This window comes from Pelagovum pacificum (genome assembly GCF_016134045.1).
GTDB classification, from domain to species: Bacteria; Pseudomonadota; Alphaproteobacteria; order Rhodobacterales; family Rhodobacteraceae; genus Oceanicola; species Oceanicola pacificus_A.
This window is the reverse complement of record NZ_CP065915.1, coordinates 2,649,128-2,675,803: the sequence shown is the minus strand read 5'-3', so window position 1 is coordinate 2,675,803 and position 26,676 is coordinate 2,649,128. Positions and strand designations below refer to the sequence as shown.

Sequence of the window (26,676 nt, the reverse complement as noted above, 5' to 3'; positions counted from 1 at the left end):
GCTCACGCCGCCGCGGCGAGGAGGGTCGTCGGCGTGTGCATGTGGTCGTAGAGTTCGGCCATGACGTCCTTGCGGTCCCAGTCCTTCGTCGCGGCGAGGAACCGGCGCACGGCATCGTCACCGCACCAGTAGGCATAGAGGAACGGCGCGCGCAGTTCGTGGGAGACAAGCGCGAGGCGATGCTTCATCACGTCGACCTCCTGGAAGGAGGGGCCAGCGGTGGCGGCGGCGGCCTCGTCGATGGACTTGCCCTCGGCGAAGGTCATCCAGCAGGCGTTGCAGCGCAACGCGCTGCGCAGCCGCATGAGCGCGAGGCCGGCGACGTCTTCGGGCGTCTCGATCCAGCCGAGCATCTCCATCCCGTTGTCGGCGATCCCTTCGAACAGCGGGCTCGAGGCGGTGCTGGTCACCACCTGCGCACCGTCGAGCGGCATCCGCCCGTCGGCGACGAGCGCCTCGCGCCGGGCGAGGTGGACAAGGTGGCCGGGGAAGGCCTCGTGGGCGGCGAGGTGCTTGAGTTCGAACCGGGTGTAGCGATAGCCGAGGTTCAGCAGCAGCTGCCGTCCGGGGTAGTCGCAATAGGCGTTGAAGGGCACGTCGCGCACGCCGACGCACTTGATCCAGTCGTCGCCGATGTCGAAGATCAGCCCGTTGGAACGCGCCTGCGCCTCCGCCTCGAGCGTATCTAGGGTTGGGATCACCTGCTCGGCGGGCACGGCGGTCGAGTCCTCCCAACGGGCCACGTCCTCGGCGAGGTCGCCGTTCCGGAAGCCCATTTCGTCGAGCGCGTCTCGCAGATCCGCGCGGTAGGTGTCGAGGATGTCGTCGCCGATCAGCGTCGTGTCGACGCGGACCTGTTCCTTCAGCCGCAGCTCGAAGCTCTGCTCCTCGCCTGCGAACAGGCGGGAGAGGGAGGCGAGGGAGGTCGACATCTCGTCCAGCCAGCCCGTCCGCCGGGTGGTCTCGGCCTCCGCCGGGATACGTTCGCGCAGGGCGGCAAGGCTGTCCTGCACCTCGGTCCAGTCGCGGAAGGGGCGGGGGGTCACCTCGGCCACGGCGACTGGGATCAGCCCTTCCTTCTGCAGGAAGTTCTCGCCGCCAAGGCCGGTGCGGTAGAGCCGGTCGATCCCGGCGGTGATTTCCGCGAGGTCCTGTCCGATTTTCATGCGTGGTCTCCTTCGAGGTCGGACCGGACGAACCGGCCGCGTGCCATGACGGCGCGGAAGTTCGCGCCGTCGTCGGTGAGCAGCGAGATGTCGTCGAGCGGGTTGCCATCGAGCACGAGCAGGTCGGCGGAGGCGCCGGGCGCGATCACGCCGGCCTCGCCTTCCAGCCCGCAGAGCTTCGCGCCGATGGTCGTCAGCGAGCGCAGGATCTCCGCCGGGGTCAGCACCTCGGCCAGCAGGTCGACTTCCATGCAGTGGTACTTGCGCAGCTCGCCGAGCAGGTCGGAGCCGAAGGCCATCTCGAGCCCGGCGTCGCGCATGATGGCGAGCGAGCGGCGGCCGCCTTCGCGCACCGTGTCGATCTTGGCGACGCTGTCGGGACCGAGCCCGAGCGCCGCGCCCTCGAGCGCGAGCGCCTCGTAGGCGACGAGGGTGGGAACCGCGATGCAGCCCTTTTCGGCGGCGAGCATCGCGGTCTCCGCCTCGATCAGGTTGCAATGTTCGAGCGAATGCACCCCGAGTTCGACGCAGCGCCGGATCGCCCGGTCGGTGTAGACGTGGGCGGAGACGTAAAGGCCGGCGTTTTCGGCTTCTTCTACCGCCGCGAGGATCTCGTCCCGCGAGAACTGGAGCGTGTGGATCGGGTCGTTGGGGGAGGAAACGCCGCCGTTCGCCATCAGCTTGATGAAGCGCGCGCCCTCCTTGATGTAGGTGCGGCTGACACGGCGGACGTCGTCGGTGCCGTCGACGAGGATGCCCATGCTGCCGAGCCGGTCGGACATGATACCGGGCCTGTCGTCGGTGCGGGCGCGCAGGTCGCAGTGGCCGCCGGTGGTGGAGAGGCCCTTGCCGCAGATGATGAGCCGGGGTCCGTCGATCAGGCCTTCCTCGACCCCGCGCACCAGCCCGTGATCCGCGCCGCCGAGGTCGCGGATCGTGGTGAAGCCGCGGTCCAGCGTTTCCTCCATCACCCGCGCGGCGCGCAGGCCGGCAAGGGAGGAGGGCGCGATCATGTTGGCCCAGAGGTCCAGCGTCTCGGCGACCACGTGCATGTGGCAGTCGATCATGCCGGGCATCACCACCTTGCCGTCGAGCGCGATGGCCTCGGCATCGTCCGGCGCTGGCTGGCCTTCGGCGACGTCGGTGATCCGGCCGTCCTCGATCAGGATGGTGCGGTTTTCCAGCAGCGTGCCGGCCTCGGGGTCGAGCAGGCGGGCGCCCGTCAGGGCAATCCGGTTCGGGGCAATCTGGGTCATGGCAGTCTCATCTGTGATGGCAGGCGACGAGGCGTCCGTCCTCGCGCGCCTCGAGCGCGGGTTCGACCTTCGCGCAATGGTCGGTCGCGAGCGGGCAGCGGGTGCGGAAGGCGCAGCCCGACGGTTTCTGCGTGGCGGAGGGGACCGTCTCGCTGTTGGCGGCGAAGGTGTGCCGTGCGCGCGGATCGAGCGACGGCGTCGAGTTGAGCAGAAGCTCCGAGTAGGGGTGGCGAGGATTGGAAAAGAGCGCCTCGCGCGGGGCGAACTCGACGATCTTGCCGAGGTACATCACCGCGACCTTGTGGGAGAGGTATTCGACCACGCCGAGGTCGTGACTGATGAACAGGAACGACACACCGAGCTCTTCCTGCAACTCGCCGAGCAGGTTCAGGATCTGGGCCTGCACGCTGACGTCGAGCGCGGAGACCGGCTCGTCGCAGACGATGACGTCCGGATCCAGCGTCAGGACGCGGGCGATGCCGATGCGCTGGCGCTGACCGCCGGAGAACTGGTGCGGGTAGTTGCGGGCCTGGTCGGCGCGCAGGCCGACCCGCTCCATCAGCGCGATGACCTTTTCGTCGCGCTCCGCGGGCTTGCCGATGTTGTGAATGTCGAGCGGCGCGCGGAGGATGTCGCGGATCCGCTGGCGCGGGTTGAGCGACGAGAACGGGTCCTGGAACACGATCTGCATCCGCTGGCGAAAGCGGGACAGCTCGCTTCCCCGCGCCGCGCCGACGGTCGCGCCGTCGAAGGTCACCTGGCCACCGGTCGCGGGCACGAGTCCGGTGAGGGCGAGGCCGGTGGTGGACTTGCCGCAGCCGGACTCGCCGACGAGGCCGATCGTCTCGGACCGGCCGAGGTCGAAGCTCACGCCGTCGACCGCGCGGACGGTGCCGACGGTGCGCTGGAACACGCCCTGCCGGATCGGGAAGTGGACTTGGAGGTCGCGGACGCTCAGCAGCGGCGGGTCGGACTGGTCAAGCGGCATCGGGAATCTCCCAGCAGGCGGCGAGGTGGCCGGGACGCTCCTCGCGCAGCGGCGGACGCTCGGCGCGGCAGCGGTCGGTGGCGAGCGGACAGCGCGGGGCGAAAGCGCAGCCCTGCGGCAGGTCCCACATCGGCGGCACGGTGCCGGGGATGTCGGTCAGCTTCTGGCCGAGCGTCGCGCCGCGCGGGATCGCGCCCATCAGGCCACGGGTGTAGGGGTGCAGCGGTTCGTCGAAGAGATCGGTGACACGCGCCTCTTCCACGCGACGGCCGGCATACATGACGATAACGCGGTCCGCCGTCTCCGCCACGACGGCGAGGTCGTGGGTGATGAGGATCAGCGCGGTGCCGAGCCGCTGTTGCAGCTCGCTCATCAGGCCGAGGATCTGGGCCTGCACCGTGACGTCGAGCGCGGTCGTCGGCTCGTCGGCGACGATGACGTCCGGCTCGCAGCAGAGGGCGAGCGCGATCATCGCGCGCTGGCGCATCCCGCCCGAGAGTTCGTGCGGATATTGTTGCGCGCGGCGGGCGGCGTCGGGCATCTGCACCGAGGTCAACGCGGTGACGGCGCCTTCCCACGCGGCGCGGCGGCCGAGCTTGCGGTGCCGCCGAAGCACCTCGGCGATCTGCGCGCCGACGGTCATCACCGGGTTCAGCGCGGTCAGAGGCTCCTGGAAGATCATCGAGATGCGATCGCCCCGGATGTCCTCGACCGCCCGTTCCGACAGCGCCAGCATGTCGGTCTCACCGAGCTGGATGCCACCGCCCGCGACGGACACGCCGTCGGGCAGCAGCCGCATCAGGGAGAGCGCCGTCAGCGACTTGCCGCAGCCGGACTCGCCCACGATGCAGAGCGTCTCGCCCGGCGCGACCTCGAGCGCGACGTCGGAGACCACGGTGAACGGCTCCTCCGCAGAGGTGATCCGCAGCTGGAGGTCGCGGACCGACAGGGCCGGTCCGCGCGTCTGTTGGGAGGAAACCTCGGTCGCCATCAGGGGGTGGACCCCTCCATGTTGCCGATCATCCAGCCGTAGTCACCGGCCTCGACGATGTTGCGGGTCAGGTGCGCCATGATCATGACGCCGTTCTCGAAGGGGCAGGTGGCCTCTTCCAGAACCTCGAAGCTGTAGGGGCTGACGACCTTGAAGAGCGTGGAGCCACCCTTGACCGGCTCGCCGAGCGGCGGGGAGGAGGGCTCGATCCAGCCGCCGACCGTGGGGCGGATGCCGGCGATCTCGTTGACGACGATCTGCTCCGGCGGGGGCGTGACGTCGCCCTCGATCGCGCCGAGCTGGCGCAGCATGTTCATCACGCCGTCGATGATGCGCTGGATGTAGGGCCCCTGATCGACGACGCCGCCGCCGAGCTCGATCACCGCGGCGGAGATGCCGCGGGGCATGGTGACGTCCTTCGTGGTGCCGTTGAAGCGCGTGCCCTGCTTGCCCTCGTCCGGGCGGTAAAGGACCTTGGAGCCGAAGGCGCGGCTCAGCTTCTCGTCGTTCAGCAGGTAGACGTAATCCACCGTCGGCCGGTCGGTGCCGGAGTGCAGGTCGATGTGTGCGTCGATCTGGCCAAGGAACTCCTTCGACATCGTCGCGGCGAGTTGCTGCGAGAAGGTGCCGTTCGGATCGCCGGGAAACTCGCGGTTCAGGTCGCGCTGGTCGAGCGGCGAGAAGCGCGAGTTCACGACCATGGCGCGGGCGTTGACCACCGGCAGCAGCCGGATGGTGCCCTTGATCGGCATGTCCTTCAGGATGCGGAAGAGATCCAGGATCGCCTGGCTCCCGCAGTTTTCATTGCCGTGCACGGAGGCCGAGATCCCGACGAGCGGGCCATCGGTTTCGCCGACAAGGTCGGTCATGTGCAGGCACGCATCCGTTCCGTCCGCGAGCGTGGTGATTTTCGGGCTATGCCGGACGATTTCCTTGACCATTGACTACTCCTGTCCTCGTTGCGGTCCTTGCGGGGCGTTCAGCCCTTGCCGCGGGTCTGGTGGCGCGGGTCGAGAACGTCTCGCAGCCCGTCGCCGAGAAGGTTGAACCCGAGCACGGTGACCATGATGGTCGCGCCCGAGATGATGGACATCCACGGTTCGTCGCGGATGAAGCGGGTGCCGTAGGACAGCGACCACCCCCAGGTCGGCGCCGGCGGCGGCAGGCCGAACCCGAGGAAGCTGAGGGCGCTTTCCCAGATGATTGCGGTGCCGAGCCCGAGCGAGGCGAGCACGATGATCGGCCCGAGCGAGTTCGGCAGGATTTCACGGAACAGGATGCGGACCGGCGACGCGCCGAGGGCGCGCGCGGCCTGCACGTAGTTCTGTTCGCGCAGGCTGAGCGTCGTGGCGCGCACGACGCGGGCGTATTCGGTCCACGTCACGATCACGAGCGACAGCGCGACGTTCAGCAAGCCGGGGCCGAGAACCGCGACGATGGCGAGCACCAGCACCAGCGGCGGGAAGCCGAGGAACACGTCGGTGATCCGCATCAGCACGAGGTCGATCCAGCCGCCGAAGTAACCGGCGACGAGGCCGATGATCGTGCCGATGATTGCCGCGAGCCCGACCGCGATCACCGCGATCGACAGCGAGATCCGGGCGCCTGCGACGAGCCGGCTCCAAAGGTCGCGGCCGAAGTTGTCGGTGCCAAGCCAGTGCTCTCCGGACGGGCCTGAGAAGCGGTTCGGCATGTCCATCTGCAGCAGGTCATGCGTCGCCACGAACGGCGCGAAGATCGCCAGCAGCACGATGGTGGAGGTGATGAGCGCGCCGGCGATCAGCGAGGCGTTCCGCAGCTTCTTGGGCAGGCGGAAGCGCGTGCGGGTGCGCAGCGCGGTCACGGGGGAGGGGGTTACGTCGCTCATGGATCAGCTCAGCCGGATGCGCGGATCGACCGCCGCGTAGGCGATGTCCACGAGGAGGGTGACGGTCGCGTAGACCAGGGCGAAGGTCAGCACGATCCCCTGGATCAGCGGCAGGTCGCGCTGCGAGATCGCGGTGATGGTCAGCTGGCCGAGGCCGGGCCAGGCGAAGATCATCTCGGTCAGGATCGCGCCGCCGAGCAGTGCGCCGAAGCGCAGCCCGATGACCGAAAGGACCGGCAGCAGCGCGTTGCGCAGCGCGTGTTTCCAGACCACCGCCGAACGGCGCACGCCCTTGGCGCGGGCGGTGCGCACGAAGTCCTCGCGCAGCACTTCCAGCATCGAGGTCCGCACGAGGCGTGAAATGATCGCGGCGGAGTTCAGCGCCAGCGACAGGGCCGGCAGCGCGATATGCGCCATCGAGTCGAGCAGCGGCGCCGGGTTGCCGAGCAGCGCCATGCCGAGCGCGTCGATCAGCGGCTCGTCGCGCCCGATGGCGGGCAGCCAGCCGTTCATGACGGAGACGTAGAGCATCAGCAGCAGCGCGAGCCAGTAGACCGGCATCGAGATGCCGAGCTGCGCGATCAGCATCGTCAGCGCATCGACGATGCCGCCCTGCCGGATCGCCGCCAGCACGCCGAGCGTCACGCCGACGATCACCGACATCAGCAGCGCCACGGTGGCGAGTTCGACGGTCGCGCCGAGCCGGCCGAGAATGATCTCGGAGACCGGCGCGCTCTGGAAGATGGAGCGGCCCATGTCGCCCTGCAGCAGGTTGCCGAAGTAGCGGCCGAGCCGGATATACCAGGGGTCGTCCAGCCCAAGCGCCGCCCGGAGCGAGGCGACGCCTTCGGGCGTGGCCTCCTGGCCGAGCAGCACCGCCGCCGGGTCACCTGGGATCAGCAGCAGCAGGCAGAACGTCACGATGACGATCCCCACCGCCATCGGGATAAGCAGCAGAAGCCGCCGGACGAGATAGGCCGTCATGTCCTCTCCTCAGCCGCCGATGATGATGTCGTCGATCTTGCGGGGGTAGTTGGTCAGGCTGTCGGGCCCGGCCTCCGCGATCAGGACGGTGTCCGCCAGCCGGTAGCCGGCGAAGCCGGGCACCGAGAGCGACGGTTCGGACGATGTGATCATGCCGGGCTCGAGCAGTGTCTGGTCGCCGGCCTCGACCCACGGCGGTTCGTGGAACAGCACGCCCATGCCGTGGCCGACGCGGTGCAGCAGCCAGTCTTCCGGCGCGTTGGCGCGGATGTAGTCGAGCCCCGCGGCATCGGCGGAGGCGCAGGTGTTGCCCGCGATCAGCGCGGCGGTCGCGCGGCGTTGCGCCTCGTAGGCGATGTCGTAGTGACCGGCCTGTTCCTCCGTCGGCTCGCCGATGAAGAAGGTGCGCTCGCTCTCGGAGGCGCGCCCGCCAACCCGGCAGCCGAGCGACAGGATGATGCTCTCGCCCACCTTCACGGCGTTGCCCGAGGGCATCCCGTGCGGGAAGGAGGAGCGGACGCCGGAATAGACGAGGCCGGAGGCGAGGCCCTGCACCAGCATCTGGTCCTCGTGCTCTTCGTACATGATCCGCATCGCGCGGCGGGAGACGGCGCTTTCGATCTCGATCTCGGAGGGCAGGTCGCCGCCGGTCTTCATCGCGTCGGCGATCATCTCCACCCCGGTGGAGACCATCGCGTCGGCGATGCGGCCGGCTTCGCGGTGGAGCGCAACTTCGTCGGCGGTCTTGGTGAGACGCATCGTGCCGACGAGGCCGGTGGGCCGGGCCTCGAACTTCGGAAAGGCGGCGCGCACGGCGTCGAACCGGGCCAGCGACATGGCGGGGCCGACGCCCATGGTGCCAGAGCGGTTTCCGAGGATGCGGGCAAGGGCGGAGAAGGGGCTCTCGACGCCCGGAAATTCGAAATAGGTGACGAGGTCGGCGTGGACCGACTGGTGCGCGGCGTGGCGCTCTTCCAGCTTCGGCACCAGCAGGAACGCGTCGTCGGCGGTGATCGCGAAGACCACGGGCCGTTCGGTCGTGTAGTGCGAGAAGCCGGTCGTGTAGATCACGTCATCGTTTGAATCGAGCAGCAGGAGGTCGAGCCCCTCGGCCGCCATGCGAAGCCGGATCTTGGCGTGGATCGCCTCGTAATGGCGCTTCGGCAGCGACTGGCGGAAAGTGCGTTTCTGGTCGTCGGGCAAGGGATCGTCTCCAGCTGGGGGAGGGTGGCCGGCCGCGCGACTGCGGCCGGCCGGTCCGGATTACTCTGTCTCGGGCATGCCGATCAGGCCGCGGAAGTTGCCGCGCGGGTTGGCGGTCACTTCGACGGGCAGGTCGCTGGCGTAGAACATCTGATACCCTTGGTAGGAGATGATGTAGTAGGGCAGCTCCTCGGCGATGATCGACGCGGCCTCCTGGTAGGCGGCGGCGCGGGCCTCCTGATCGGTCGACGTGCGGCCCTTCTCGAGCGCGGCATCGACCGCCTCGTTGGAGTAGCCGCCCCAGTTCTGGGAGCCGCCGGTCGTCAGCTGCGCGTAGCCGAGCCGGTCCGGGTCGGTCAGGTTCAGCCAGCCGAGCAGCGCGATCTGGTGCTCGCCCTGCTGGACATACCCGGTGGAGAAGGATGGCCAATCCGAGATCTGGATCTGGGCGTCGACCCCGGCGGACTGCATCACGGCCTGGATATATTCGGTCGCCTGGATCCGGTTCGGGTCCTCGGAGTGCGTCGACAGGGTGATCGACAGCGGCGTGCCGTCCTGGTCGAGGATGCCGTCACCGTCACTGTCGGACCAGCCGAGTTCCGCCAGCTTGGTCATCGCGCCTTCGATGTCGAAGCCGGGCTGCGTGATCGAGGGATCGTAGGCCCAGGAGGACGGCAGGATGATCGACGTCGCGACCTCGTCCACGCCCTGGTAGATCTGGTTCACGATCGTGTCCTGGTCGACCAGCATCGCGAGCGCCTGACGCATCTCCGGGTCCGACAGGATCGGATCGGCGACGTTGAAGTTCAGATAGGTCACGCCGAGGCCGGCCATGATCTCCGCACCGAAGCGGTCGTCCGCTTCGAGCCGCTGGATGTCGTTGGGCGACAGGGGCGACTGGATCACGTCGAGGTCGCCGGCTTCGAATGCCTGCGCGCGGGCGGAGTTGTCGCCGACGATCTGGATCGTCACCTCTTCGATCTCGGGCGCACCGGCCCAGTAGCTGTCGGACGCCGACAGTTCGAGCGAGCTGCCGCGGTTCCACGCGTCCAGCACCATCGGGCCCGCGCCCATCGGCTCCGTCGCGAGGTCGCCTTCGTAGTCGGAAGGAACGATGCCCATGTCGAGATAGCTCATCAGCGGGGCGTAGGGGGTCGACAGGTTGAACTGCACCGTGGTCTCGTCGATCGCCTCGACGCTCTCGATCGGTTCGTAGAGCGTGCGCTGGGGTGCGTTGAAGTCGGGATCGGTGATCGTCGAGAAGGTGAAGACCACGTCCTCGGCCGTGAGCGGCGAGCCGTCGGAGAAGGTCAGACCTTCACGCAGCTTGAAGACCACGGTCTGCGGGTCGGGGCTTTCCCAGCTCTCGGCGAGATCGGGCACCGGCTCGAGCGAGGGCGTCAGGTGCACGAGACCCGCGTAGATCAGGTTGTTCGTGCGGTAGGCCGTGGTGTCCCGCGACAGCCGGGGGTCCAGCGTGCCGGCATCGACATCCGTCCCGATAACAAGGCTTTCCTGGGCAGAGACGGCACCGGCCGCCACCAGGGCGAGGAGCGTCGCGGCGGTTCCGCGGAGTGCATATTTCCTCATGGTTACAAGTCTCTCCTGTTGAGTAATTTATTGGTCGTCCGTGACTGCCCTGCCGCCGGAGACGACCTTGAGGTCACCGCGGGCACGGGTTTCGCGAAGCGCGGCGAGGTAGGGCAGCAGTTCGTTCTCGATCGCCGCCGGGTCGGGGGCGTGGCGATATTCGAAGCAGGTGACGCCGGGCCGGACGGCGCGGGCGATGTGGTCGGCGCCAGAGGCGTAGATCACGACGTCTGACCCGGCGAGGATCTCGTCGAGCTCGGGCGCGTAGGACCAGCTCACCTGTATGTTGGACACGTGGGGCGCGAAGCGCTGCACGCTCGGCCGCATGATCGCGATGTAGTCGCGCAGCTGGGTGATCGCCGCCACGCGGGCGCGCGGGTCGATCCGCGCCAGCGCCGCGCGGGTCGCGTCGGAGGGGATGAAGCGCAGGCCGAGGATGTCCGCGCCGGGCACCATGCCGGCGACTTCGGTCTTGCGGTGCACGAAGGTCAGGACGAGGTCCGCCGCCTCGCAGGCAGCGCGGGCGTCGGTGTCGTCGCGGAGCTGTTCCAGCGTGACCAGCGAGATCCGGTCGCGGGAGGTCAGCAGCGGCTGAAGCTCGGCGACGTAGTCGTTGCCCGGTCCTTCGAACACGCCGACGAAGATGATCGTCAGCCCGGCGCGGGAGCGGCGCATCTGGGCCTGCGCGCTGACCATCGCGACGAGGGCCATCGGCGCGATGCCCATACGCTCCGCCTTGCTCAGCAGCAGGTCGACGTCGGTCTTCAGCGCCGTGGTGTCGTGATGGTCGGGCACGTCGAGCCGGGTGAAGGCCCCGCTGCCCTTGCGCATCTCGAGCAGCCCGGCGTCGCGGAGCTGTTGGTAGACCTGTGCCACCGTGACCTGCGCGATACCGAGATCGCTCGCCAGTCGCCGCACCGAGGGCAGGCGCGTGCCCTTGGGAATGTCGCCATGAGAGAGCTGGTAGCTCAGCAACCCATAGAGCTGACGCCCCACCGGAACGGGCAGGGACTTGTCGATGATGCTCGGGTCGATGTCGAAGGCCATGCGTGACTCGGGGTGTTATACTGATCCAGAACACTTCAACGCTGGGTGTGATGCGCTCCATCACGCAAGAACTTTTTGCCGGCGGCGCCGAAGTCGGTCCTAAGTGCTCTCTGTTTGCCTAATTATTGTGCAGGTCGCGGGGCTCACATGCCCCGAAATCGCCCATTAACCCTTGTGCCAAGACGATTCGGCTGCCTAGGGTCGATCAGACCCGGTCGCGCACGGCGGCGAGGGCAGTACGCATTCAGCGTCGAAACGACTGCGAAAGGTGTGACAATGGACTATGTCAATCTCGGCCGGACCGGCCTCAAGGTGTCCCGTCTGGGGCTGGGCTGCATGACCTTCGGCTCGCCCGACTGGGCGCCGTGGGTTCTGGATGCGAAGGCCTCCACCCCGATCATCGAAGCGGCCGTCGATGCGGGAATCAACCTGTTCGACACGGCTGACATGTATTCGCGCGGGGCGAGCGAGGAGGTGCTGGGCGAGGTGCTTCTGCCGAAGTTGCCGCGCAACAAGCTCGTGCTGGCGAGCAAGCTCTACAACCCGATGAGCGACGACCCGAACGACCGCGGGCTGTCCCGCAAGCACGTCTTCGAATCGATCGACGGCACACTGAAGCGGCTTGGCACCGATTACATCGACCTCTGGCAGCTGCACCGGTTCGACTACGAGACGCCGCTGGAAGAGACGCTCGACGCGCTGAACGATGTCGTCCGCTCGGGCAAGGTGCGCTACCTCGGCGCGTCCTCGATGTTCGCGTGGCAGTTCATGAAGGCGATCGGGATGCAGCGCGCGAACGGCTGGGCGGAGTTCGTCTCCATGCAGCCGCACTACAACCTGATCTACCGCGAGGAAGAGCGCGAGATGCTGCCGCTCTGCCTGTCGGAAGGGGTCGGTGTGCTGCCATGGAGCCCGCTCGCCCGTGGTGTGCTGGCGGGCAAGCGCAGCTCCGTCCGGTCCGAGACGGACGGGCAGGTGAAGGCGCTCTACGAGGCGACGAAGACGCAGGACGACGCGGTGGCCGACGCGGTGCGCACCGTGGCCGAGGCGAGGGGCGTGCCGATGGCGCAGGTCGCCTATGCCTGGGTCGCGACCCGGCCGGCGATCACGGCGCCGCTCGTCGGCATTTCGCGCCCCGAACTGCTGTCCGATGCGGTGGCCTCGCTCGACATCACGCTGACGGACGAGGAAGTCGCGACGCTGGAAGCGCCCTATGCGCCCAAGCCGGTCGCCGGCCACGTCTGATGACGTGCCCGGCGGTGACTGCCGCTACCGCCGGGACAACACGTCCTGCCAGTCCGGGTGCCGGTCGATCTGGGCCTTCGCGAAGGGGCAGAGCGGGACGATGATCGTGCCGTCGCGCCGGGCATCCTCGATGGCCCGGCGGACGAGCTTCTCGCCGACCTTGCGGCCCCGCAGCGCAGCGGGCACCTCGGTATGGTCGATGATGAGCATGCCTTCACCGGCGCGGCTGAAGGTCATCTCCGCCTCGACACCGTCGACCACCATCACGTAGCGGCCCTTGGGGCCCGTGTCCTCGCGCGAGATCGGCGTGTCGTCCGCTGGCGGCTCGGGCGCGGTGGGCGTCTCGGCATCGTGGGGCCGCGCCTGTCCGCGTCGGCCCGGCAGGCAGTCGAGCCGCTCCCGGTCCCAGCCGGCGAGATCCGCCGCTGCCTCGTAGGTCGACGTGAGGAACGCCAGCAACGTGGCGGCCGGATCGGCGGAGGCCTTAACGGCCTCGTAGGGCAACAGGAACTCGCCAAGCTCCTCGCTCCAGAAGGCCGCGTCGGGCTCGACCTTCGCGGCGCGGAAGCCGTTCGGCGTGGGGTAGGCGTAGGAATAGAAGGCGGGATAGTCGATTCCGTTGCCGCCCGGCCAGAACCCGGCGGAGGAGACTTCGCGGTCATAGGCCTCGTGCGTCACCTCGTCGGGCAGGGCGGGAATGCCGCCGGGGTGCAGCGGTGCGCGCCCGCCGGAGAAGCGGGTCACGGCAAGGTCGAGCGCCCCCCAGAACAGGTGGGACGGGCTCGACTTGCCGAGAAACGACGACCGGAACGTCTTGAACACGCGGTCGGTGGCCAGAAGCGCCTGGTGGTAGCGGCGCGCGGCGTCGCCGTCGTAGGGGCGGTCGCGGTGATCCTCGTGAAACGGCTGCGGGAAAGGCACTTCGTTCGGGACGCCGTTGAAGGTCGGCGTGCCGCCGAGGTCGCGCACCAGCGTCACGAAGTCGGCGTGGAACGACGCGACGGTCATGGGCCGGAGGGCGAATGAGGCCTCCCGCCCGTCGCCGGAGGCGCCGCGCACTTTGTGGGCGTGAAAGTCGAACGTGATTTCGATCCCCGGACCGTCCGGGATGAGCGACGAGGTCAGCCCGCGCGGCGTGACGTAGAAGGTCGCGTTCCACGAGTGGTTCAGCCACGGCGTATGCGCCAGCCGGTACTTGCCGGCGACCTGAAGGTAGAGGTGCAGCGCCGCACAGGTGTCGCGCCAGCCGAGGTAGTCGAGTTCGGGCCAGTGGGTCGTCATGGGACTCGCTTTCTTGCGGAGGGCGTCGGATCAGGTCGGCAGCGGGATATGTTCTTCACGATCGTCGACGGGCAGGTCGAAGCGGCCGGTGCCCCATTTCTCCGCCCGCCACTCGGCCTTCGCGGCCTCGATCCGTTCGCGCGAGGACGCGACGAAGTTCCACCAGATGTAGCGCGGGCCGGGCAGCGTCGCGCCGCCGAGGATCATCAGTCGTGCGCCCCGCTCCCCGCCGGCGACCGAGATCCTGTCCCCGGGTCGGAAAACCATCATCTGTCCGGCTTCGAACATCTGTCCTGCGACGCTGATCGATCCGCTGACGATGTAGATGCCCCGGTCCTCGTGATCGTCCGGCATGGGCAGCAGTTTGCCGGCGCCGAGGGTGACGTCTGCATAGAACGTCTCCGACAACATCGTCGCGGGGGCGGACTCGCCGTAGGCGGTGCCGAGGATCAGCCGGACGGAGAGGCCGTCGTCCTCGATCACCGGGAGCGTGCCCTTGCCGTGATGTTCGAAGCTCGGATCCATGTCCTCGTGCGCGTCGGGCAGGGCGAGCCACGTCTGGATGCCGAACAGGCTGTTCGGGCCGCTGCGGGCGGTCGAGGAGGTCCGCTCGGAATGGGACACGCCACGCCCCGCGATCATCCAGTTCAGCTCTCCGGGGCGGATGACCTGATCGGCCCCGGTGCTGTCGCGGTGATGGAAGTCGCCCTGGAACAGGTAGGTCACCGTGCCGAGCCCGGTGTGCGGGTGGGGGCGGACGTCGACGCCCTGTCCGGTGAGGAATTCGGCCGGGCCGGCCTGATCGAAGAAGATGAACGGCCCGACCATCTGCCGTTTCGGCGCGGGGAGCGCGCGGCGCACTTCGAACCCGCCGAGATCGCGCGAACGCGGGATGATGAGCGTCTCGATCGCGTCGGGGCCGACGTCGTCGGGGCATGCCGGATCGAAGGCTGGGTTCCAACTCATTTCGGTGATCCTCCGTTGCGGCCCGGCCCATGGTCCGCGGCCTCTGTTATCGTGACCGACATAGATGTCCGAAGAGGTCGAACGCTAGTTGTCGGAGGCGGCGTGCCCTGTTCCGGTTTGCGGAACGCCGGGCGGGGCCGCGACGTCATTCGGCGAGACCCCATCGGGCGGGGTTCGTCTCGAAGTCCTCGATCAGCATCTCGGTCAGCACCCTGATCTTGCGTGCCGGGTTCCGGCCCGGCGGCCGCACGACGTAGGCTGCGGCCGGCGGCGGCGGGCAGTCGGTCAGAACGGGGACGAGGGCGCCGGACTCGAGATGCTCATGGGTCACGCAATCGGGCAGGTAGCCGATCCCGATGCCCGCCAGCGCCGCCGCGAGCAGCGCGGTGCCGTTGTCCGCCTTGTAGCGCCCCTGAGGCTGAACCGTGACGATTTCGCCCTCGACCGTCAGCCGCCAGGCCTCCGTCCCCTGCATCAGCGCCTCGTGCCGGGTGAGATCGGCCGGGCTCTCCGGCGCGCCGTTCGCGGCGAGGTATTCGGGGCTTGCAACCAGTTGGCCCCGGATCGGCCCGACCCGCCGGGCGAGCAGGTCGGAATCGGGCAGGTGTCCGACACGGATCGCACAATCGAACCCCTCGGCGATCAGGTCGACATAGCGGTCGCTGTAGTCGCTCTGGATGCGCAGCATGGGATTGCGCCGCGCCATCTCGGCTAGGACATGGGCGAAGTGCGTCGGCCCGAAGGTCAGCGGCATCGCCACCCGCAGCCGTCCCTGAAGCGCGCCGTCGGGCTGCATCGTCTCGCGCGCGGTGTCGATCTCCGCCCCCGCCCGCGCGGCGTGGTCGCGGAAGATCGCGCCGGCCTCGGTCAGCGCGGCGCCGCGGGTCGTTCGGGCCAGAAGTTGCACGCCGAGTTCCGCTTCAAGCTTGGCGAGCCTGCGGCTGACGACGGACTTCGCAATTCCCAGCCGTCGGGCGGCGGCGGAGATGCCGCCGGTGTCGGCGACGACCACGAAGGTCTGCAAATCCTCGATATCCATCGGCGGGAGTCCTTCCGCGGCCGGCCCTGCCGCACCGGGGAGAATAGCGCCGCCGGGAAAGCCCGCAACGCCGACGTGGTCAGCGCAGACGTAGCAGTTCACCTGCGCCCGAGGCCGTCGCGTTCGTCACGGCGGCCAGCAGCGAGGCGCGGGCGTTCTCGATGTGGGAGATCATGGCGCGCCGGGCGCCCTGCGGATCGCGGGCGGCGATCCGTGCGGCGATCTCGCGGTGGTCGCTGTGGCTTTCCGGGTAGACGGACGGCGCGCTCCACTCGAGAAAGAAGAACCGGTCGTATTCGCGGATCGCGCCGACCGCCGCCCGGTGCAGCCGCGCGTTGCGGGCCGCGATGGCGACGGATTCGTGAAAGACGTTGTTGAGCAGCGACTGCTCCGTGACGCTGTCGATGTCGGAGCCCTCGATGCTGTCGAACTCCTCGGAGGATCGCTCGGCGAGCGCGGCGAGCTTGGCCACGTCGTCTTCGCTGGCCTGCGTCGCGGCGAGCTCGGCGCAGGCGCCCTCGATAATGACGCGGTAGTCGAAGATGTCGTTGATGTCGGAGACGTGGATGGGGGTGACGGTGTAGCCGCGCCGGGGGATCGCCTGCACCATCCGCTCCACCTGAAGCCGCAGGAGCGCCTCGCGGATCGGGGTCTTGCTCATCGCCATCTGGTCGGAGAGCTCCGCCTCGGTGAAGGTGTGCCCCGGTTCGAGTTCGCAGAGAACGATCCTGCGGCGGATGATCTCGTAGGCCTGATCGGTCAGCGAGACGCGTTTCGGGCTCCGCTCGGGGGCCTCGATCTCGAGGACATAGTGGCGTTCCGCCTCGATACTGCTCAATCGCACGTCATTCCTCCACTCATTACGCCCAAAAGTCCGCCGTTTGTCCGTCGCGTCACGATTAACTTCGGTCCCTTCTTCCACACGGCAACTGTCTGCCGCAACGTATTGCGTAATATATTACCAGATTGCGGCACTGGCGCGACGCGAAGGGACGATATGGCGACTTACCTGACACGACGATTCCTGCTGGCCCTGACGGTGCTGGTGATCGCGCTCATGGTCCTGTTCCTGCTGATCTACGCGGTGCCGGGCGACCCGGCGACGATCGCGCTCGGCCCTCGTGCGACGGAGCTTCAGAAGGAGGCGTTCCGCGAGCGGATGGGCCTCGACGATCCGCTTTTCGTACAGGCGATCAACTACATACTGTCGCTGCTGCAGGGCGACATGGGAACCGATCTGCTGTCGCAGCGGCCGGTGACCGATCTCGTCTTTGCGGCGCTGCCGCGCACCGTGGTGCTCGCCATCACCGGGCTTGGCTGGGCGATCGTCGTGGGGCTGCCGCTCGGCGTGTGGTCGGCGCTGAAGCCGAACAGCTGGATCGACCGGATCGTCGGTATCATCTCGACCTCGGTCGTCGCGTTGCCGGCGTTCCTGATGGCGATCTACGGGCTGATGCTGTTCGCCGTCACTCTGAAGTGGTTCCCCGCCATCGGCGCAGGGGAGCCGGGCGACCTCGGCGACCAGATCAGCCACCTCGTGCTGCCATCGCTCGCCGTCGGGATCGCGTGGGTCGGCTATATCGCGCGGCTGGTGCGGGTCTCCATGCTGGAGGTGCTGGGCGAGAACCACGTCAAGACATACCGCGCCTTCGGCGTCTCCGACTTCCGCATCGCGATGCGCTTCGTGCTGCCGATCGCGGTGGTGCCGGTCCTGTCGGTCCTCGGCGTTGGTATGGGCAACCTGCTGTCGGGTGCGGTGCTGGTCGAAGTGGTCTTCGCACGGCCCGGCCTCGGCAGCCTCGCCTACGATGCGGTCATCAGCCGGAACTTCCCGGTTCTCTTCGGCTCGGTGGTGGTGACGACGGCGCTCTATGTCGCGGCGAACTTTCTCGCCGACGCGGCGATCGCGCTGCTCGACCCGCGCGTGGCGGAACAGGGGTGAGACGGATGACCGACATCACCGCCACCATGCCCCCCGCCAAAGCCCGCCGCGCCAAGGCCCGGCCCGCCGCCGCGATCCTCGGCCGGCTGCTGAAGAACCCGGTCGGCGCGACATCACTCTCTTTCATCGTCGTGATGTTCCTCGCCGCGATCTTCGCGCCGCTGGTTGCGCCCTACGATCCGATCGCGATCTCGCCGCTCGAGCGGATGCAGGGGCCGTCGCTCGCGCACTGGCTGGGCACCGACCAGCTGGGCCGCGATGTGCTGAGCCGGATCATCTACGGCACCCGCACCGCGATGCGCGTCGCGCTGTCCGGCACCTTCGGGGCGCTGGCGGTCGGGATCGCGCTCGGTATGATCTCGGGGCTCGGGCCGAAGTGGCTCGACAGCCTGCTGGTGCTGCTCAACGACTCGCTGAAGGCGCTGCCTCTTGTGCTGTTCGCGCTCGCGCTCGTGTCGATCTACGGGCCGTCGATGGTGACGCTCATCACCGTCATCACGATCTCGATGGCGCCGGGCTACTTCCGGGTCGTGCGCAATCAGGTGCTGGTGCTGCGCAACGCCGACTACATCATTGCGGCGCAGGCGATGGGCGCCTCGAAGCTGCGACTGGGCGTGACGCACCTGCTGCCCAACCTTATCGGGCCGATCCTCGTGCTGGTCGCGATGGACATCCCCGCAGTCATCGGCATCGAGTCCGGGCTGTCGTTCCTCGGTCAGGGCGTCCAGCCGCCCGAGGCGAGCTGGGGCACCATGCTGTCGGAAGGCTACGCCTACCTTCGCCAGGCGCCGCACATCGCGATGACGGCCGGCCTGCCGATCATCTTCGCCACCATCGCCTTCACCTTCTTCGGAGAGAGCCTGCGCGACGCGCTCGATCCCAAGGCCGCGGGAGGCCGCAAATGACCGCCGTTCTCGATCTCACCGCCGTTTCGATCCGCTACTCGCGCGACCCGAAGGTCGCCCCGGCGGTGCGCAACGTGACCCTGACCGTGGAGGAGGGCGAGACGCTCGGCCTCGTCGGCGAAAGCGGGTCGGGCAAGTCGAGCCTCGCCGCCGCGATGACCGGGCTGCTGCCGAAGTCGGCGCGCGTCGACGGCGCGATCCGGTTCGAGGGCACCGACATCGCGGCGATGGCGCCCGACGCGCGGCGCAGGCTGCTCGGCGCGTCGATCGCGACCATCGCGCAGGATCCCTTCACCTCGCTCAACCCCGTCGTGCGGATCGGCCGGCAACTGGTCGAGTTCCAGCACTGGCGCAGCGACCTCGACCGCAAGGCGCGCTGGGCGCGGGCGACGGAGATGCTGAAGCAGGTCGGCCTGTCCGATCCGGAGATGCGGATGAAGCAGTTCCCCCATCAGCTCTCGGGCGGCATCCGGCAGCGGGTCGCCATCGCCGCCGCGCTTCTGGTCGCGCCGCGCCTGCTGATCGCGGACGAGCCGACGACCGCGCTCGATGCGACGACCGAGGACCAGATCATTGAACTGATCCGCGAGGCGCGCGAGGCGATCGAGGGCGCGGTGGTCTTCATCACCCACGACATGGGCGTGGTCCGGCGGCTCTGCGACAAGGTCGCGGTGCTCTATGCGGGGGAGGTGGTCGAGGCCGGTCCGGTGGCCGAGATCTTCACCGCGCCGAAGCATCCCTACACCAAGGCGCTGCTCGCCTGCGATCCGGCGGAGATCGAGGTGGCGACCCGAAACCTGCCGACCATCCCCGGCACGGTGCCGCCGCCCGACGACCGGCCGGACGGCTGCGTCTTCGCGCCCCGCTGTCCGGAGGCGATGGCCGCCTGCCGCACCAAGGATCCCGCGCTGCGAAATGCCGGACCGGGCCGCACCGCCGCCTGCCTTCTGGTGGAGGAGCCCGCATGAGCCAAGCCATTCCGCTGCTCGAGATCAACGACCTCGCCGTGCGCTATCCCTCCGGGTCGATCCTGTCGCGCCTCGCCGGTGGGCCGCGCGAGGTGACGATCCTGCCGGGCACGAGCCTGCACATCGCGCCGGGCGAGACATTGGGGCTGATCGGCGAGAGTGGCTCGGGCAAGACGACACTCGGCCGCGCGGCGGTCGGGCTGGCGCCGATCTCGGGCGGGACGATCCGGATCGGGGAGGAGGCGACCTCGATGCAGGGCGGCGCGACCTGGGACCGGATGCGCCGCGACGTCGGCCTGATGTTCCAGGACCCGGTCGCAGCGCTCGACCCCCGGATGCGGATCGGCACCTCGGTGACGGAGCCGCTGGTGATCCACCGGATGCTCAACGGCGACCGCCGCGCGAAGGCGGTGGAGCTCCTGGCGCAGGTCGGCCTCGGCGAGGAATTCGCCGACCGCTTCCCGCACGAGGTGTCGGGCGGGCAGGCGCGGCGGGCGACCGTGGCGCGGGCGCTCGCGCTCGACCCGTCGCTGGTGATCGCGGACGAGCCGACGGCGGGGCTCGACCTGTCGGTGCAGGGCGAACTTCTGAACCTTCTGAACGACCTGCAGGCGCGGCTCGGGATCAGCTTCCTGCTGATCACCCACAACCTCGCCGTGGCGCGACACGTCACCGACCGGATCGCGATCATGTACCTCGGCCGGATCGTCGAGACGGGCCCGTCGACCGAGATTTTCGCCCGGCCCGCCCATCCCTACACCCGTGCGCTTCTCGGCGCGCGGCGCAAGGGCGGCATCAGCACGCCCATCAAGGGAGAAGTCCCGAGCCTGACCTCCCGGCCGAAAGGGTGCGAATTCCACACGCGCTGCCCGCTCGTCGCCGACCGCTGCCGCACCGAGGCGCCATCGCTGCGCAGCCTCGGCGGCAAACACATCGTGGCCTGCCATTTCGCCGAGGCGGTGATGGCGGGCGCAGCCGCCCAATCCAAGAAACCGACAACAACAGGACCTGACCTGGAGGTATCGACGTGACCGAATTCAAACTCAACCGACGCCAGCTGATGAAGACACTCGGGGCAGGGGGCCTCGCGATGTCGGCGGGCAACCTGCTGGCCGTCGGCGCGGCGATCTCGCAGGAAGGCCGGACGCTGCGCATCCGCAACGACGGAGACATCCGCCGGCTCGATCCCGCCACGCGCGGCGGCTGGTACGACGAGACCATCATGTTCGCGATCTACGCCGGCCTCGTGCGCTACACCTCCGGCGACGAGTGGGGCTGGCAGCTCGACGCGGCCGAGAGCATCGACGACAGCGACCCGCTGAACATCGCCTTCACCCTGCGGCCGGGCATCATGTTCACCAACGACTTCGGCGAGCTGACGGCCGAGGACGTGAAGTTCTCCTACGAGCGGTTCCTCGATCCGGCAGTGAACGCGGTCTACGGCTCCGATTGGGTGGCGCTCGACTCCGTCGAGGTGACCGACACCTACAGCGGCATCATCCATCTCAAGCAGCCGTTCGCGCCGCTCCTGACCTCGACCATGCCCCACGCCTCGGGCCTGATCGTCTCGAAGGCTGCGATGGAGGCGTCCGGCAGCCCGAACATCGAGACGGACCCGCTCGCCTGTTCCGGGCCCTACCAGATCGGCGAATGGCGCCCGCGCGAGATCATCAGGCTGGTGCGCAACCCCGGCTGGACCGGGCCGGAGCCCTATTACGACACGATCGAGATCCTGCCGATCGACGATCTGACCGCCGCCGAGACCGCGTTCGACGCCGGTGACCTCGACGTGACGCAGATCGCGGTGAACTCGATCGTCACCCGCGACCCGGAGGCCGACAACCTCGTCGTCAAGCCGGCGCTGGCCTACACGTGGCTGGGCATGAACGTCGAGAACGAGAAGCTGCAGGACGTTCGCGTGCGCCGCGCCATCCAGCAGGCGATCAACCCGGCGGAAGTCGTGCTGGCCACCTTCGGCGAGGCGGTCACCCCGGCCTACGGCGTCGTGCCGCCGCCGCTGCTCGGCGCGCGGGAGAGCAACATCTACGGCTACGATCCCGAGGCGGCGCAGGCGCTGCTGGCCGGGGCCGGGGCGGAGGGCCTGTCGGTCACGCTGTCCTTCGGCGGCGATCCGGACCTGCTGATCGCCGCGCAGGTGATCCAGGCGCACCTCGCCGCCGCCGGCATCTCGCTCGAGATCCGGTCGATGGACGGGGCGACGCTGACCGCGCAGCAGCAGGATAACGAGGGCGGCACCTACAAGGAGATCGAGCTCTTCTTCTCGACCTTCACCACCGCCCCCGACCCGAGCTGGGTCACCGAGTGGTTCACCTGCAGCCAGGTCGGCGTCTGGAACTTCCAGCGCACCTGTTCCGAGGAGTGGGACGCGCAGAACGCCGCCGCCGCCGAAGAGACGGACGAGGCCGCCCGCGCCGAGATGTACATCGACCTCCAGAACCAGCTCGAGGAAACCGGCGCCTACGTCTTCCTTTACCACGGTGTGAACGCGTGGGTGTCGGCGCCCGACGTCGACCCCGCCTACAGCGCGGACGCCCAGTGGGCCCTGCTGCGGGACTTCACCGGAACCGAGTGATGTCCCCTGCCTCCGGCGGGCGGCATCCCCTTGCCCGTCCGCCGGAGGACCAATTCCAGACCACCAAGCAAACCGGACCGTCGCGCCCGGCAGGAGACCCCCCTTGTCCAGTCCGTCCGTGCAGACCCCGGCGATAGATCGCTGGCAGCGCGCCTTCCGTGCCCTCAGGCAACCCGCCTACAAGCGATATTTCTATGCCCAGATCCCGATGGTGGTGGGCAACTGGATCCACTCCATCGCGCTCGGCTGGCTGATGTGGCGGCTCTCGGCCTCGCCCTTCATGCTGGGTGTGCTGGCGCTCTGCGACCTCGGCCCGACGTTCCTTCTGGGGCCGCTGACGGGGACCGTGATCGACCGGGTGGACCGGCGGAAGCTGCTGCTGATCCTGCTCGGGCTGAACTTCTGTTTCGTGAGCCTCCTGGCGATCCTGTCGATCACCGACAGCGTCACGATCCTCGTCATGCTGCTGCTCACCCCCGCCATCGGCATCGTGCAGGCGTTCGAGAGCCCGGCCCGCCATACGCTCGTGGCCGAACTGGTGCCGCAGGAAGACCTGCGCAACGCGCTGGCGCTGAACTCGCTGCTGTTCAACTCCGCCCGTCTCGTCGGGCCGGCGATCGGCGGCGTGGTCGCGGCATGGGCGGGCGAGGGCTGGGCCTTCGCGCTCAAGGCGGTCGCCTTCATCGCGCCGATCTACGTGATCGCCACGATGAAGCTGCCCCGTCCCGAGCCGACCTCGCGCGGGCGTTTCTTCGAGGACATGCGAAAGGGGCTCGCCTTCGTGCGCTCCCACGCGGAGGCGGCGCGGATCCTGATCCTCGTCGGGATCTGCAGCTTCACCTCGGTGCCCTACTTCTCGTTCCTGCCGGTGCTGGCGGGCGATATGCTGGGCGCCGACGCCAGCCTCGCGGGACTGTTGATGAGCGTTTCGGGCATCGGCGCGGTCGCGGCGGGGCTGACGCTGACCTTCAACGACCGGCTGGAGTCGATGCGCTTCTGGCCGGTCTGGTCCTCCTTCGCGCTCGGCCTTCTGCTGATCGGCATGGGCCTGTCGCGCAGCGTCTGGCTGACGTGCCTCTTCGCGCTGCCGATGGGCTTCGCGATCCTGTCCCAGAACCTCGCCAGCAACACGATGCTCCAGCACTTCGCGCCGCCGGGGATGCGGGGGCGGGTGATGGCGATCTATTCGATGATGATGCTCGGCACCGTGCCGATAGGCTCCCTCGTCGCCGGGGGGCTCGCCAGCCTGATCGGGATGCCGGCGGTGTTCGTCATCGGCGGACTGCTCTGCACGGCCACCGCGCTCGGAGCCGCGTGGCACCGCCTGCGCCATCCCGACGGGCTGCTCGACGACGGCCCGACCAGCAATCCAGAACGCATCTCGGCCCAGGCCGCGCGCTCCATTCCCCCGGCTCCGTGAGCGGACCGGGCCAAACGACCAGAAGGACATTCCCATGCAGAACTATTCGGTGAGCGTCACCAGCGACACGCCCGCGCCATTTCAGCAGATCAAGATCCCGCTGTCAGACGGCACCATCCTGCACGCCCGTCTCTGGCTGCCTGAAAAGCCGCTGGCCGAAAAGGTGCCGCTCGTGCTCGAGTGGATCCCCTACCGTCAATCGGACGGCACCGCGCTCGCCGACAGCATGATGCACGGCTACTTCGCCGAGAGCGGCATCGCCGCCGCGCGGGTCGACATCCGGGGCTCGGGCAACTCGGACGGGCTGCTGCATGACGAGTATCTCAAGCAGGAACAGGACGACGCCTGCGAGGTGATCGAGTGGTTCGCCAGCCAGGACTGGTGCAACGGCAGCGTCGGTCTGATCGGCATCTCGTGGGGCGGTTTCGCGGGCCTCCAGATCGCCGCGCGCCGCCCGCCTGCGCTGAAGGCCATCGTGACGGCCTGTTCGACCGACAATCGCTACACGGACGACGTCCATTACATGGGCGGCACGCTGCTGTCGGACGGGATGCAGTGGGGCAACGGCCTGTTCGCGCAGCTCGGCCGGCCGGCCGACCCCAAGCACGTCGGCGACCGCTGGAAGGAGATCTGGCTGAACCGCCTGAACGGCATCGACGAGCCGCCGCTCGCCACGTGGATGCAGCACACGGAGTACGACGAGTTCTGGAAGCATGGTTCGGTCTGCGAGGATTACGACGACATCACCTGCGCCGTCTGGGCCGTGGGCGGCTGGGTCGACGGCTACACCGACCCGATCCTGCGCCTGATGGAGAACCTGTCCGCGCCCAAGAAGGCCCTGATCGGCCCCTGGACGCACATGTATCCGACGTGGGGTCAGCCTGGGCCGAAGATCGGCTTCCTGCAGGAGTGCATGCGCTGGTGGCGCCACTGGCTCATGGACGAGGACACCGGGATCATGGACGAGCCGCAGTTGCAGCTGTGGCTCGGCAAGGATCCCGAGCCCGACACCCGCAACCCCGAGATCGGCGGCCGCTGGATCGGCCTGCCGTCCTGGCCGCCGACGCAGGAGGACCAGGTGTTCACGCTCGACGACCGGCGGCTGTCGCTGTCCGGCGGCACGGCGACGGAGAAGGCGATCATGGTCGACTCGCCGCTCAGCCTCGGAACCTACGGGGGGGAGTGGTGCCCGCTGGACGGCGGTGGCAACGGGCCGGAGTTCGCGGCCGATGCCCGCGCCGATGACGGCCAGTCGGTCTGCTTCGAGACGATGCCGCTGACCGAGCCGCTGTACCTCGTCGGTTATCCGGTACTGAAGACCCGTCTGGCCTTCATGGGGCCGAAGGCGCTCGTCGTGCTGCGTCTGAACGAAGTGATGCCCGACGGCACCTCCGGCCGCATCACCTTCGCGCTGCGTCGGCTGACGCGTCCCGAGGGCGTCGCGCCTGGCGAGATGTTCGAGGCCGAGATCCCGCTCAAGGGCGTCACGCACGAGTTCAGCCCCGGCAACCGCATCCGTCTCGCCGTCTCGACGAGCTACTGGCCGATGGCATGGCCCGAGGGCAAGGACAACGCGGTCACCTTCGATCCGGCGAGCCTGTCCTTCACCCTGCCGGGGATGCCGCCCGAGACGGACCACACGCAGCCCGAATACGGCCCGCCGGTCCATGCCTGCCCGGTTCCGACCGAGACGGTCGCCCCCGGCTCGATCTCGCGCGACATCGTCACCGACCTCGCCAGCGGGCAGGTCGAGGTGATCTCGAAGAACCAGCGGGCGACCTGGACCATCGACGGGCTGACCATCGGAGGGCAGGGCGGGCACAGCTATGCCATCCTGCCCGACGACGGCCAGTCCGCCCGCGCCCGTTTCGTCGGAGAGCAGCACTTCACGCGAGACGACTGGACCGTGCGGATGAAATCCTCCTCCGACGTGTTCTGGGAGGGCGGCAAGATGGTGCTCGTCTCGAAGTACGAGGCCTTCGAGGGCGAGGAGCAGGTATTCGAGCGCAAATGGCGCCACGAGGTCGATTACTGACACATGTGCCGCCGCCGGCCCTTCCGGTCGGCGGACTGCGCACATCCCTTCTGCGCTTGAAGCGTCGGAAAGCCGGGATAACTCAAGGGCTTCGTCCCGCCGGAGTTTCCCGGCCCCGACATTCAGGGCCTGCGGTCGGGTTCGGCATCGACTGATGCGCGACCCGAGCGCGGCCCGCCCCAGAAGGAGAGACACCATGAAAACCGCAAAGCTCGGCACCACCGGCTTCGAGACCGCCCCGATCGTCTTCGGCGGCAACGTGCTCGGCTGGACTGCGGACGAGGCGGAGAGCTTCCGCGTCCTCGACGCCTTCGTCGACCACGGCTTCGACACCATCGACACTGCCGACGTCTACTCGGCATGGGCCGACGGCCATTCGGGCGGCGAGTCCGAGACGGTGCTCGGCCGCTGGCTCGCCGCGCGGCCCGGGATGCGCGACCGGGTGAAGATCTTCACGAAGGTCGGCTCGGACATGGGCGGTCCGGGTGAGAAGGGGCTGTCGAAGGACTGGATCACCAGGGCTGTCGACAAGTCGCTCGACCGGCTCGGGATCGAGGTGATCGACCTCTATTTCTCGCACTGGCCCGATCCGGACGTAAGCCATGCCGAAACGCTCGGTGCCTATGACACGCTCATCAAGGCCGGCAAGATCAAAACCATCGGCGCGTCGAACTACGATGCCGACCTGCTGAAGGCGGCGCTCGACACCGCGGCGGCGGAAGGGCTGCCGCGCTACGAGGTCGTGCAGCCCGAGTACAACCTTTACGATCGCGCCTCCTTCGAGGGGCCGTTGCAGGACCTTTGCAAGGCTGAGGACATCGGCGTGGTCACCTATTTCTCGCTTGCCGCCGGCTTCCTGTCGGGCAAGTACCGCACCAAGGCCGACCTCGAAGGGCGCAAGCGCGGGGGCATGGTCGAGAAGTACCTGACCGAGCGCGGCACCCGGCTGATCGACGTGCTGAACGAGGTCGCCGAGGGCCATGATGCGCAGCCCGCCGAAGTGGCGCTCGCCTGGCTCATGGCGCAGGACGGCGTCACCGCGCCGATCGCCAGCGCCACCAGCGTCGCGCAGGTCGAGAGCTTCGCGAAAGCGGCGGCGATGGAGCTGTCGGACGACGACCTCTCCCGGCTGACGGCGGCGGGAGCCTGACCAACGGGGCCGCGGCGGATCGACCGTCGCGGCCCGCTCA

23 protein-coding genes are annotated in these 26,676 nt (G+C 68.4%); 9 read left to right on the top strand and 14 right to left on the bottom strand.

Annotation, left to right across the window (positions count from 1 at the left end; genetic code table 11):
* Positions 1-2: 2 nt before the first annotated feature.
* The 10 genes from I8N54_RS13130 to I8N54_RS13085 are packed head-to-tail and all read right to left on the bottom strand — an operon-like array spanning position 3 to position 11,092.
* A complete protein-coding gene (locus I8N54_RS13130; RefSeq protein ID WP_140197290.1) occupies positions 3-1,166 on the bottom strand; it encodes a hypothetical protein in 1,164 nt (387 codons plus the stop codon).
* Complete coding sequence (locus tag I8N54_RS13125) at positions 1,163-2,422, bottom strand: metal-dependent hydrolase family protein (RefSeq protein WP_140197289.1); 1,260 nt, start codon at positions 2,420-2,422, stop codon at positions 1,163-1,165. The genes I8N54_RS13130 and I8N54_RS13125 overlap by 4 nt, the downstream gene beginning before the upstream one ends.
* Positions 2,423-2,429: 7 nt before the next feature.
* Positions 2,430-3,410 (bottom strand): ABC transporter ATP-binding protein, encoded by a 981-nt coding sequence (locus I8N54_RS13120; protein ID WP_140197288.1) that lies wholly within the window; start codon positions 3,408-3,410, stop codon positions 2,430-2,432.
* Entirely contained in the window at positions 3,400-4,401 is a 1,002-nt protein-coding gene (locus I8N54_RS13115; RefSeq protein ID WP_140197287.1) for an ABC transporter ATP-binding protein, read from the bottom strand. The genes I8N54_RS13120 and I8N54_RS13115 overlap by 11 nt, the downstream gene beginning before the upstream one ends.
* A complete protein-coding gene (locus I8N54_RS13110) occupies positions 4,401-5,342 on the bottom strand; it encodes a succinylglutamate desuccinylase/aspartoacylase family protein (protein WP_140197286.1) in 942 nt (313 codons plus the stop codon). Before I8N54_RS13110 ends, I8N54_RS13115 begins: the two co-directional genes overlap by 1 nt.
* 38 nt (positions 5,343-5,380) lie before the next feature.
* A complete protein-coding gene (locus tag I8N54_RS13105; protein ID WP_140197285.1) occupies positions 5,381-6,268 on the bottom strand; it encodes an ABC transporter permease in 888 nt (295 codons plus the stop codon).
* A 3-nt stretch (positions 6,269-6,271) separates the two neighbouring features.
* The gene (locus I8N54_RS13100; RefSeq protein ID WP_140197284.1) at positions 6,272-7,252 is read right to left on the bottom strand and encodes an ABC transporter permease; all 981 of its coding nucleotides are present in this window, start codon (positions 7,250-7,252) and stop codon (positions 6,272-6,274) included.
* A gap of 9 nt (positions 7,253-7,261) precedes the next feature.
* Positions 7,262-8,455 (bottom strand): M24 family metallopeptidase, encoded by a 1,194-nt coding sequence (locus I8N54_RS13095; protein WP_231592757.1) that lies wholly within the window; start codon positions 8,453-8,455, stop codon positions 7,262-7,264.
* A 60-nt stretch (positions 8,456-8,515) separates the two neighbouring features.
* A complete protein-coding gene (locus I8N54_RS13090) occupies positions 8,516-10,045 on the bottom strand; it encodes an ABC transporter substrate-binding protein (protein WP_140197283.1) in 1,530 nt (509 codons plus the stop codon).
* Positions 10,046-10,072: 27 nt separating this feature from the next.
* The gene (locus I8N54_RS13085) at positions 10,073-11,092 is read right to left on the bottom strand and encodes a GntR family transcriptional regulator (RefSeq protein WP_140197282.1); all 1,020 of its coding nucleotides are present in this window, start codon (positions 11,090-11,092) and stop codon (positions 10,073-10,075) included.
* 276 nt (positions 11,093-11,368) lie between these two features.
* Here I8N54_RS13085 and I8N54_RS13080 point away from each other — a divergent pair, with 276 nt between their 5' ends.
* A complete protein-coding gene (locus I8N54_RS13080; protein ID WP_140197281.1) occupies positions 11,369-12,337 on the top strand; it encodes an aldo/keto reductase in 969 nt (322 codons plus the stop codon).
* A 24-nt stretch (positions 12,338-12,361) separates the two neighbouring features.
* Here the strand turns inward: I8N54_RS13080 and I8N54_RS13075 are convergent, their stop codons facing one another.
* The 4 genes from I8N54_RS13075 to I8N54_RS13060 all read right to left on the bottom strand — a co-directional run bounded on the left by I8N54_RS13075 (position 12,362) and on the right by I8N54_RS13060 (position 16,461).
* Positions 12,362-13,618 carry a DUF5996 family protein gene (locus tag I8N54_RS13075; RefSeq protein ID WP_140197280.1) on the bottom strand — a complete coding sequence of 419 codons (1,257 nt, stop codon included), beginning with the start codon at positions 13,616-13,618 and terminating at the stop codon, positions 12,362-12,364.
* Between the two features lie 30 nt (positions 13,619-13,648).
* Positions 13,649-14,584: a pirin family protein gene (locus I8N54_RS13070; protein WP_140197279.1), complete on the bottom strand. Its 936-nt coding sequence runs from the start codon at positions 14,582-14,584 to the stop codon at positions 13,649-13,651.
* Between the two features lie 145 nt (positions 14,585-14,729).
* Complete coding sequence (locus I8N54_RS13065) at positions 14,730-15,623, bottom strand: LysR family transcriptional regulator (protein WP_140197278.1); 894 nt, start codon at positions 15,621-15,623, stop codon at positions 14,730-14,732.
* Between the two features lie 79 nt (positions 15,624-15,702).
* Complete coding sequence (locus tag I8N54_RS13060) at positions 15,703-16,461, bottom strand: GntR family transcriptional regulator (protein ID WP_231592756.1); 759 nt, start codon at positions 16,459-16,461, stop codon at positions 15,703-15,705.
* Between the two features lie 159 nt (positions 16,462-16,620).
* Between I8N54_RS13060 and I8N54_RS13055 the strand changes: the two genes are divergently transcribed.
* The 8 genes from I8N54_RS13055 to I8N54_RS13020 all read left to right on the top strand — a co-directional run bounded on the left by I8N54_RS13055 (position 16,621) and on the right by I8N54_RS13020 (position 26,636).
* Complete coding sequence (locus tag I8N54_RS13055; protein ID WP_140197277.1) at positions 16,621-17,565, top strand: ABC transporter permease; 945 nt, start codon at positions 16,621-16,623, stop codon at positions 17,563-17,565.
* 5 nt (positions 17,566-17,570) lie between these two features.
* Positions 17,571-18,470, top strand: a complete 900-nt coding sequence (locus I8N54_RS13050; RefSeq protein WP_197097668.1) for an ABC transporter permease — start codon at positions 17,571-17,573, stop codon at positions 18,468-18,470.
* Positions 18,467-19,438 (top strand): ABC transporter ATP-binding protein, encoded by a 972-nt coding sequence (locus I8N54_RS13045; protein ID WP_140197276.1) that lies wholly within the window; start codon positions 18,467-18,469, stop codon positions 19,436-19,438. Before I8N54_RS13050 ends, I8N54_RS13045 begins: the two co-directional genes overlap by 4 nt.
* Positions 19,435-20,469, top strand: a complete 1,035-nt coding sequence (locus I8N54_RS13040; RefSeq protein WP_140197275.1) for an oligopeptide/dipeptide ABC transporter ATP-binding protein — start codon at positions 19,435-19,437, stop codon at positions 20,467-20,469. Before I8N54_RS13045 ends, I8N54_RS13040 begins: the two co-directional genes overlap by 4 nt.
* Entirely contained in the window at positions 20,466-22,031 is a 1,566-nt protein-coding gene (locus I8N54_RS13035) for an ABC transporter substrate-binding protein (protein ID WP_140197274.1), read from the top strand. Before I8N54_RS13040 ends, I8N54_RS13035 begins: the two co-directional genes overlap by 4 nt.
* Positions 22,032-22,134: 103 nt before the next feature.
* The gene (locus I8N54_RS13030; protein WP_140197273.1) at positions 22,135-23,451 is read left to right on the top strand and encodes an MFS transporter; all 1,317 of its coding nucleotides are present in this window, start codon (positions 22,135-22,137) and stop codon (positions 23,449-23,451) included.
* Positions 23,452-23,485: 34 nt separating this feature from the next.
* The gene (locus I8N54_RS13025) at positions 23,486-25,486 is read left to right on the top strand and encodes a CocE/NonD family hydrolase (RefSeq protein ID WP_140197272.1); all 2,001 of its coding nucleotides are present in this window, start codon (positions 23,486-23,488) and stop codon (positions 25,484-25,486) included.
* 196 nt (positions 25,487-25,682) lie between these two features.
* Entirely contained in the window at positions 25,683-26,636 is a 954-nt protein-coding gene (locus I8N54_RS13020; RefSeq protein ID WP_140197271.1) for an aldo/keto reductase, read from the top strand.
* The last annotated feature ends 40 nt before the right edge of the window (positions 26,637-26,676 follow it).

Excerpts from the sequence above, each read along its gene's own strand:
- I8N54_RS13130 (WP_140197290.1), bottom strand. The coding sequence starts at position 1,166 with ATGAAAATCGGACAGGACCTCGCGGAAATCACCGCCGGGATCGACCGG.
- I8N54_RS13125 (WP_140197289.1), bottom strand. The coding sequence starts at position 2,422 with ATGACCCAGATTGCCCCGAACCGGATTGCCCTGACGGGCGCCCGCCTG.
- I8N54_RS13120 (WP_140197288.1), bottom strand. The coding sequence starts at position 3,410 with ATGCCGCTTGACCAGTCCGACCCGCCGCTGCTGAGCGTCCGCGACCTC.
- I8N54_RS13115 (WP_140197287.1), bottom strand. The coding sequence starts at position 4,401 with ATGGCGACCGAGGTTTCCTCCCAACAGACGCGCGGACCGGCCCTGTCG.
- I8N54_RS13110 (WP_140197286.1), bottom strand. The coding sequence starts at position 5,342 with ATGGTCAAGGAAATCGTCCGGCATAGCCCGAAAATCACCACGCTCGCG.
- I8N54_RS13105 (WP_140197285.1), bottom strand. The coding sequence starts at position 6,268 with ATGAGCGACGTAACCCCCTCCCCCGTGACCGCGCTGCGCACCCGCACG.
- I8N54_RS13100 (WP_140197284.1), bottom strand. The coding sequence starts at position 7,252 with ATGACGGCCTATCTCGTCCGGCGGCTTCTGCTGCTTATCCCGATGGCG.
- I8N54_RS13090 (WP_140197283.1), bottom strand. The coding sequence starts at position 10,045 with ATGAGGAAATATGCACTCCGCGGAACCGCCGCGACGCTCCTCGCCCTG.
- I8N54_RS13085 (WP_140197282.1), bottom strand. The coding sequence starts at position 11,092 with ATGGCCTTCGACATCGACCCGAGCATCATCGACAAGTCCCTGCCCGTT.
- I8N54_RS13080 (WP_140197281.1), top strand. The coding sequence starts at position 11,369 with ATGGACTATGTCAATCTCGGCCGGACCGGCCTCAAGGTGTCCCGTCTG.
- I8N54_RS13075 (WP_140197280.1), bottom strand. The coding sequence starts at position 13,618 with ATGACGACCCACTGGCCCGAACTCGACTACCTCGGCTGGCGCGACACC.
- I8N54_RS13070 (WP_140197279.1), bottom strand. The coding sequence starts at position 14,584 with ATGAGTTGGAACCCAGCCTTCGATCCGGCATGCCCCGACGACGTCGGC.
- I8N54_RS13065 (WP_140197278.1), bottom strand. The coding sequence starts at position 15,623 with ATGGATATCGAGGATTTGCAGACCTTCGTGGTCGTCGCCGACACCGGC.
- I8N54_RS13055 (WP_140197277.1), top strand. The coding sequence starts at position 16,621 with ATGGCGACTTACCTGACACGACGATTCCTGCTGGCCCTGACGGTGCTG.
- I8N54_RS13050 (WP_197097668.1), top strand. The coding sequence starts at position 17,571 with ATGACCGACATCACCGCCACCATGCCCCCCGCCAAAGCCCGCCGCGCC.
- I8N54_RS13045 (WP_140197276.1), top strand. The coding sequence starts at position 18,467 with ATGACCGCCGTTCTCGATCTCACCGCCGTTTCGATCCGCTACTCGCGC.
- I8N54_RS13040 (WP_140197275.1), top strand. The coding sequence starts at position 19,435 with ATGAGCCAAGCCATTCCGCTGCTCGAGATCAACGACCTCGCCGTGCGC.
- I8N54_RS13025 (WP_140197272.1), top strand. The coding sequence starts at position 23,486 with ATGCAGAACTATTCGGTGAGCGTCACCAGCGACACGCCCGCGCCATTT.
- I8N54_RS13020 (WP_140197271.1), top strand. The coding sequence starts at position 25,683 with ATGAAAACCGCAAAGCTCGGCACCACCGGCTTCGAGACCGCCCCGATC.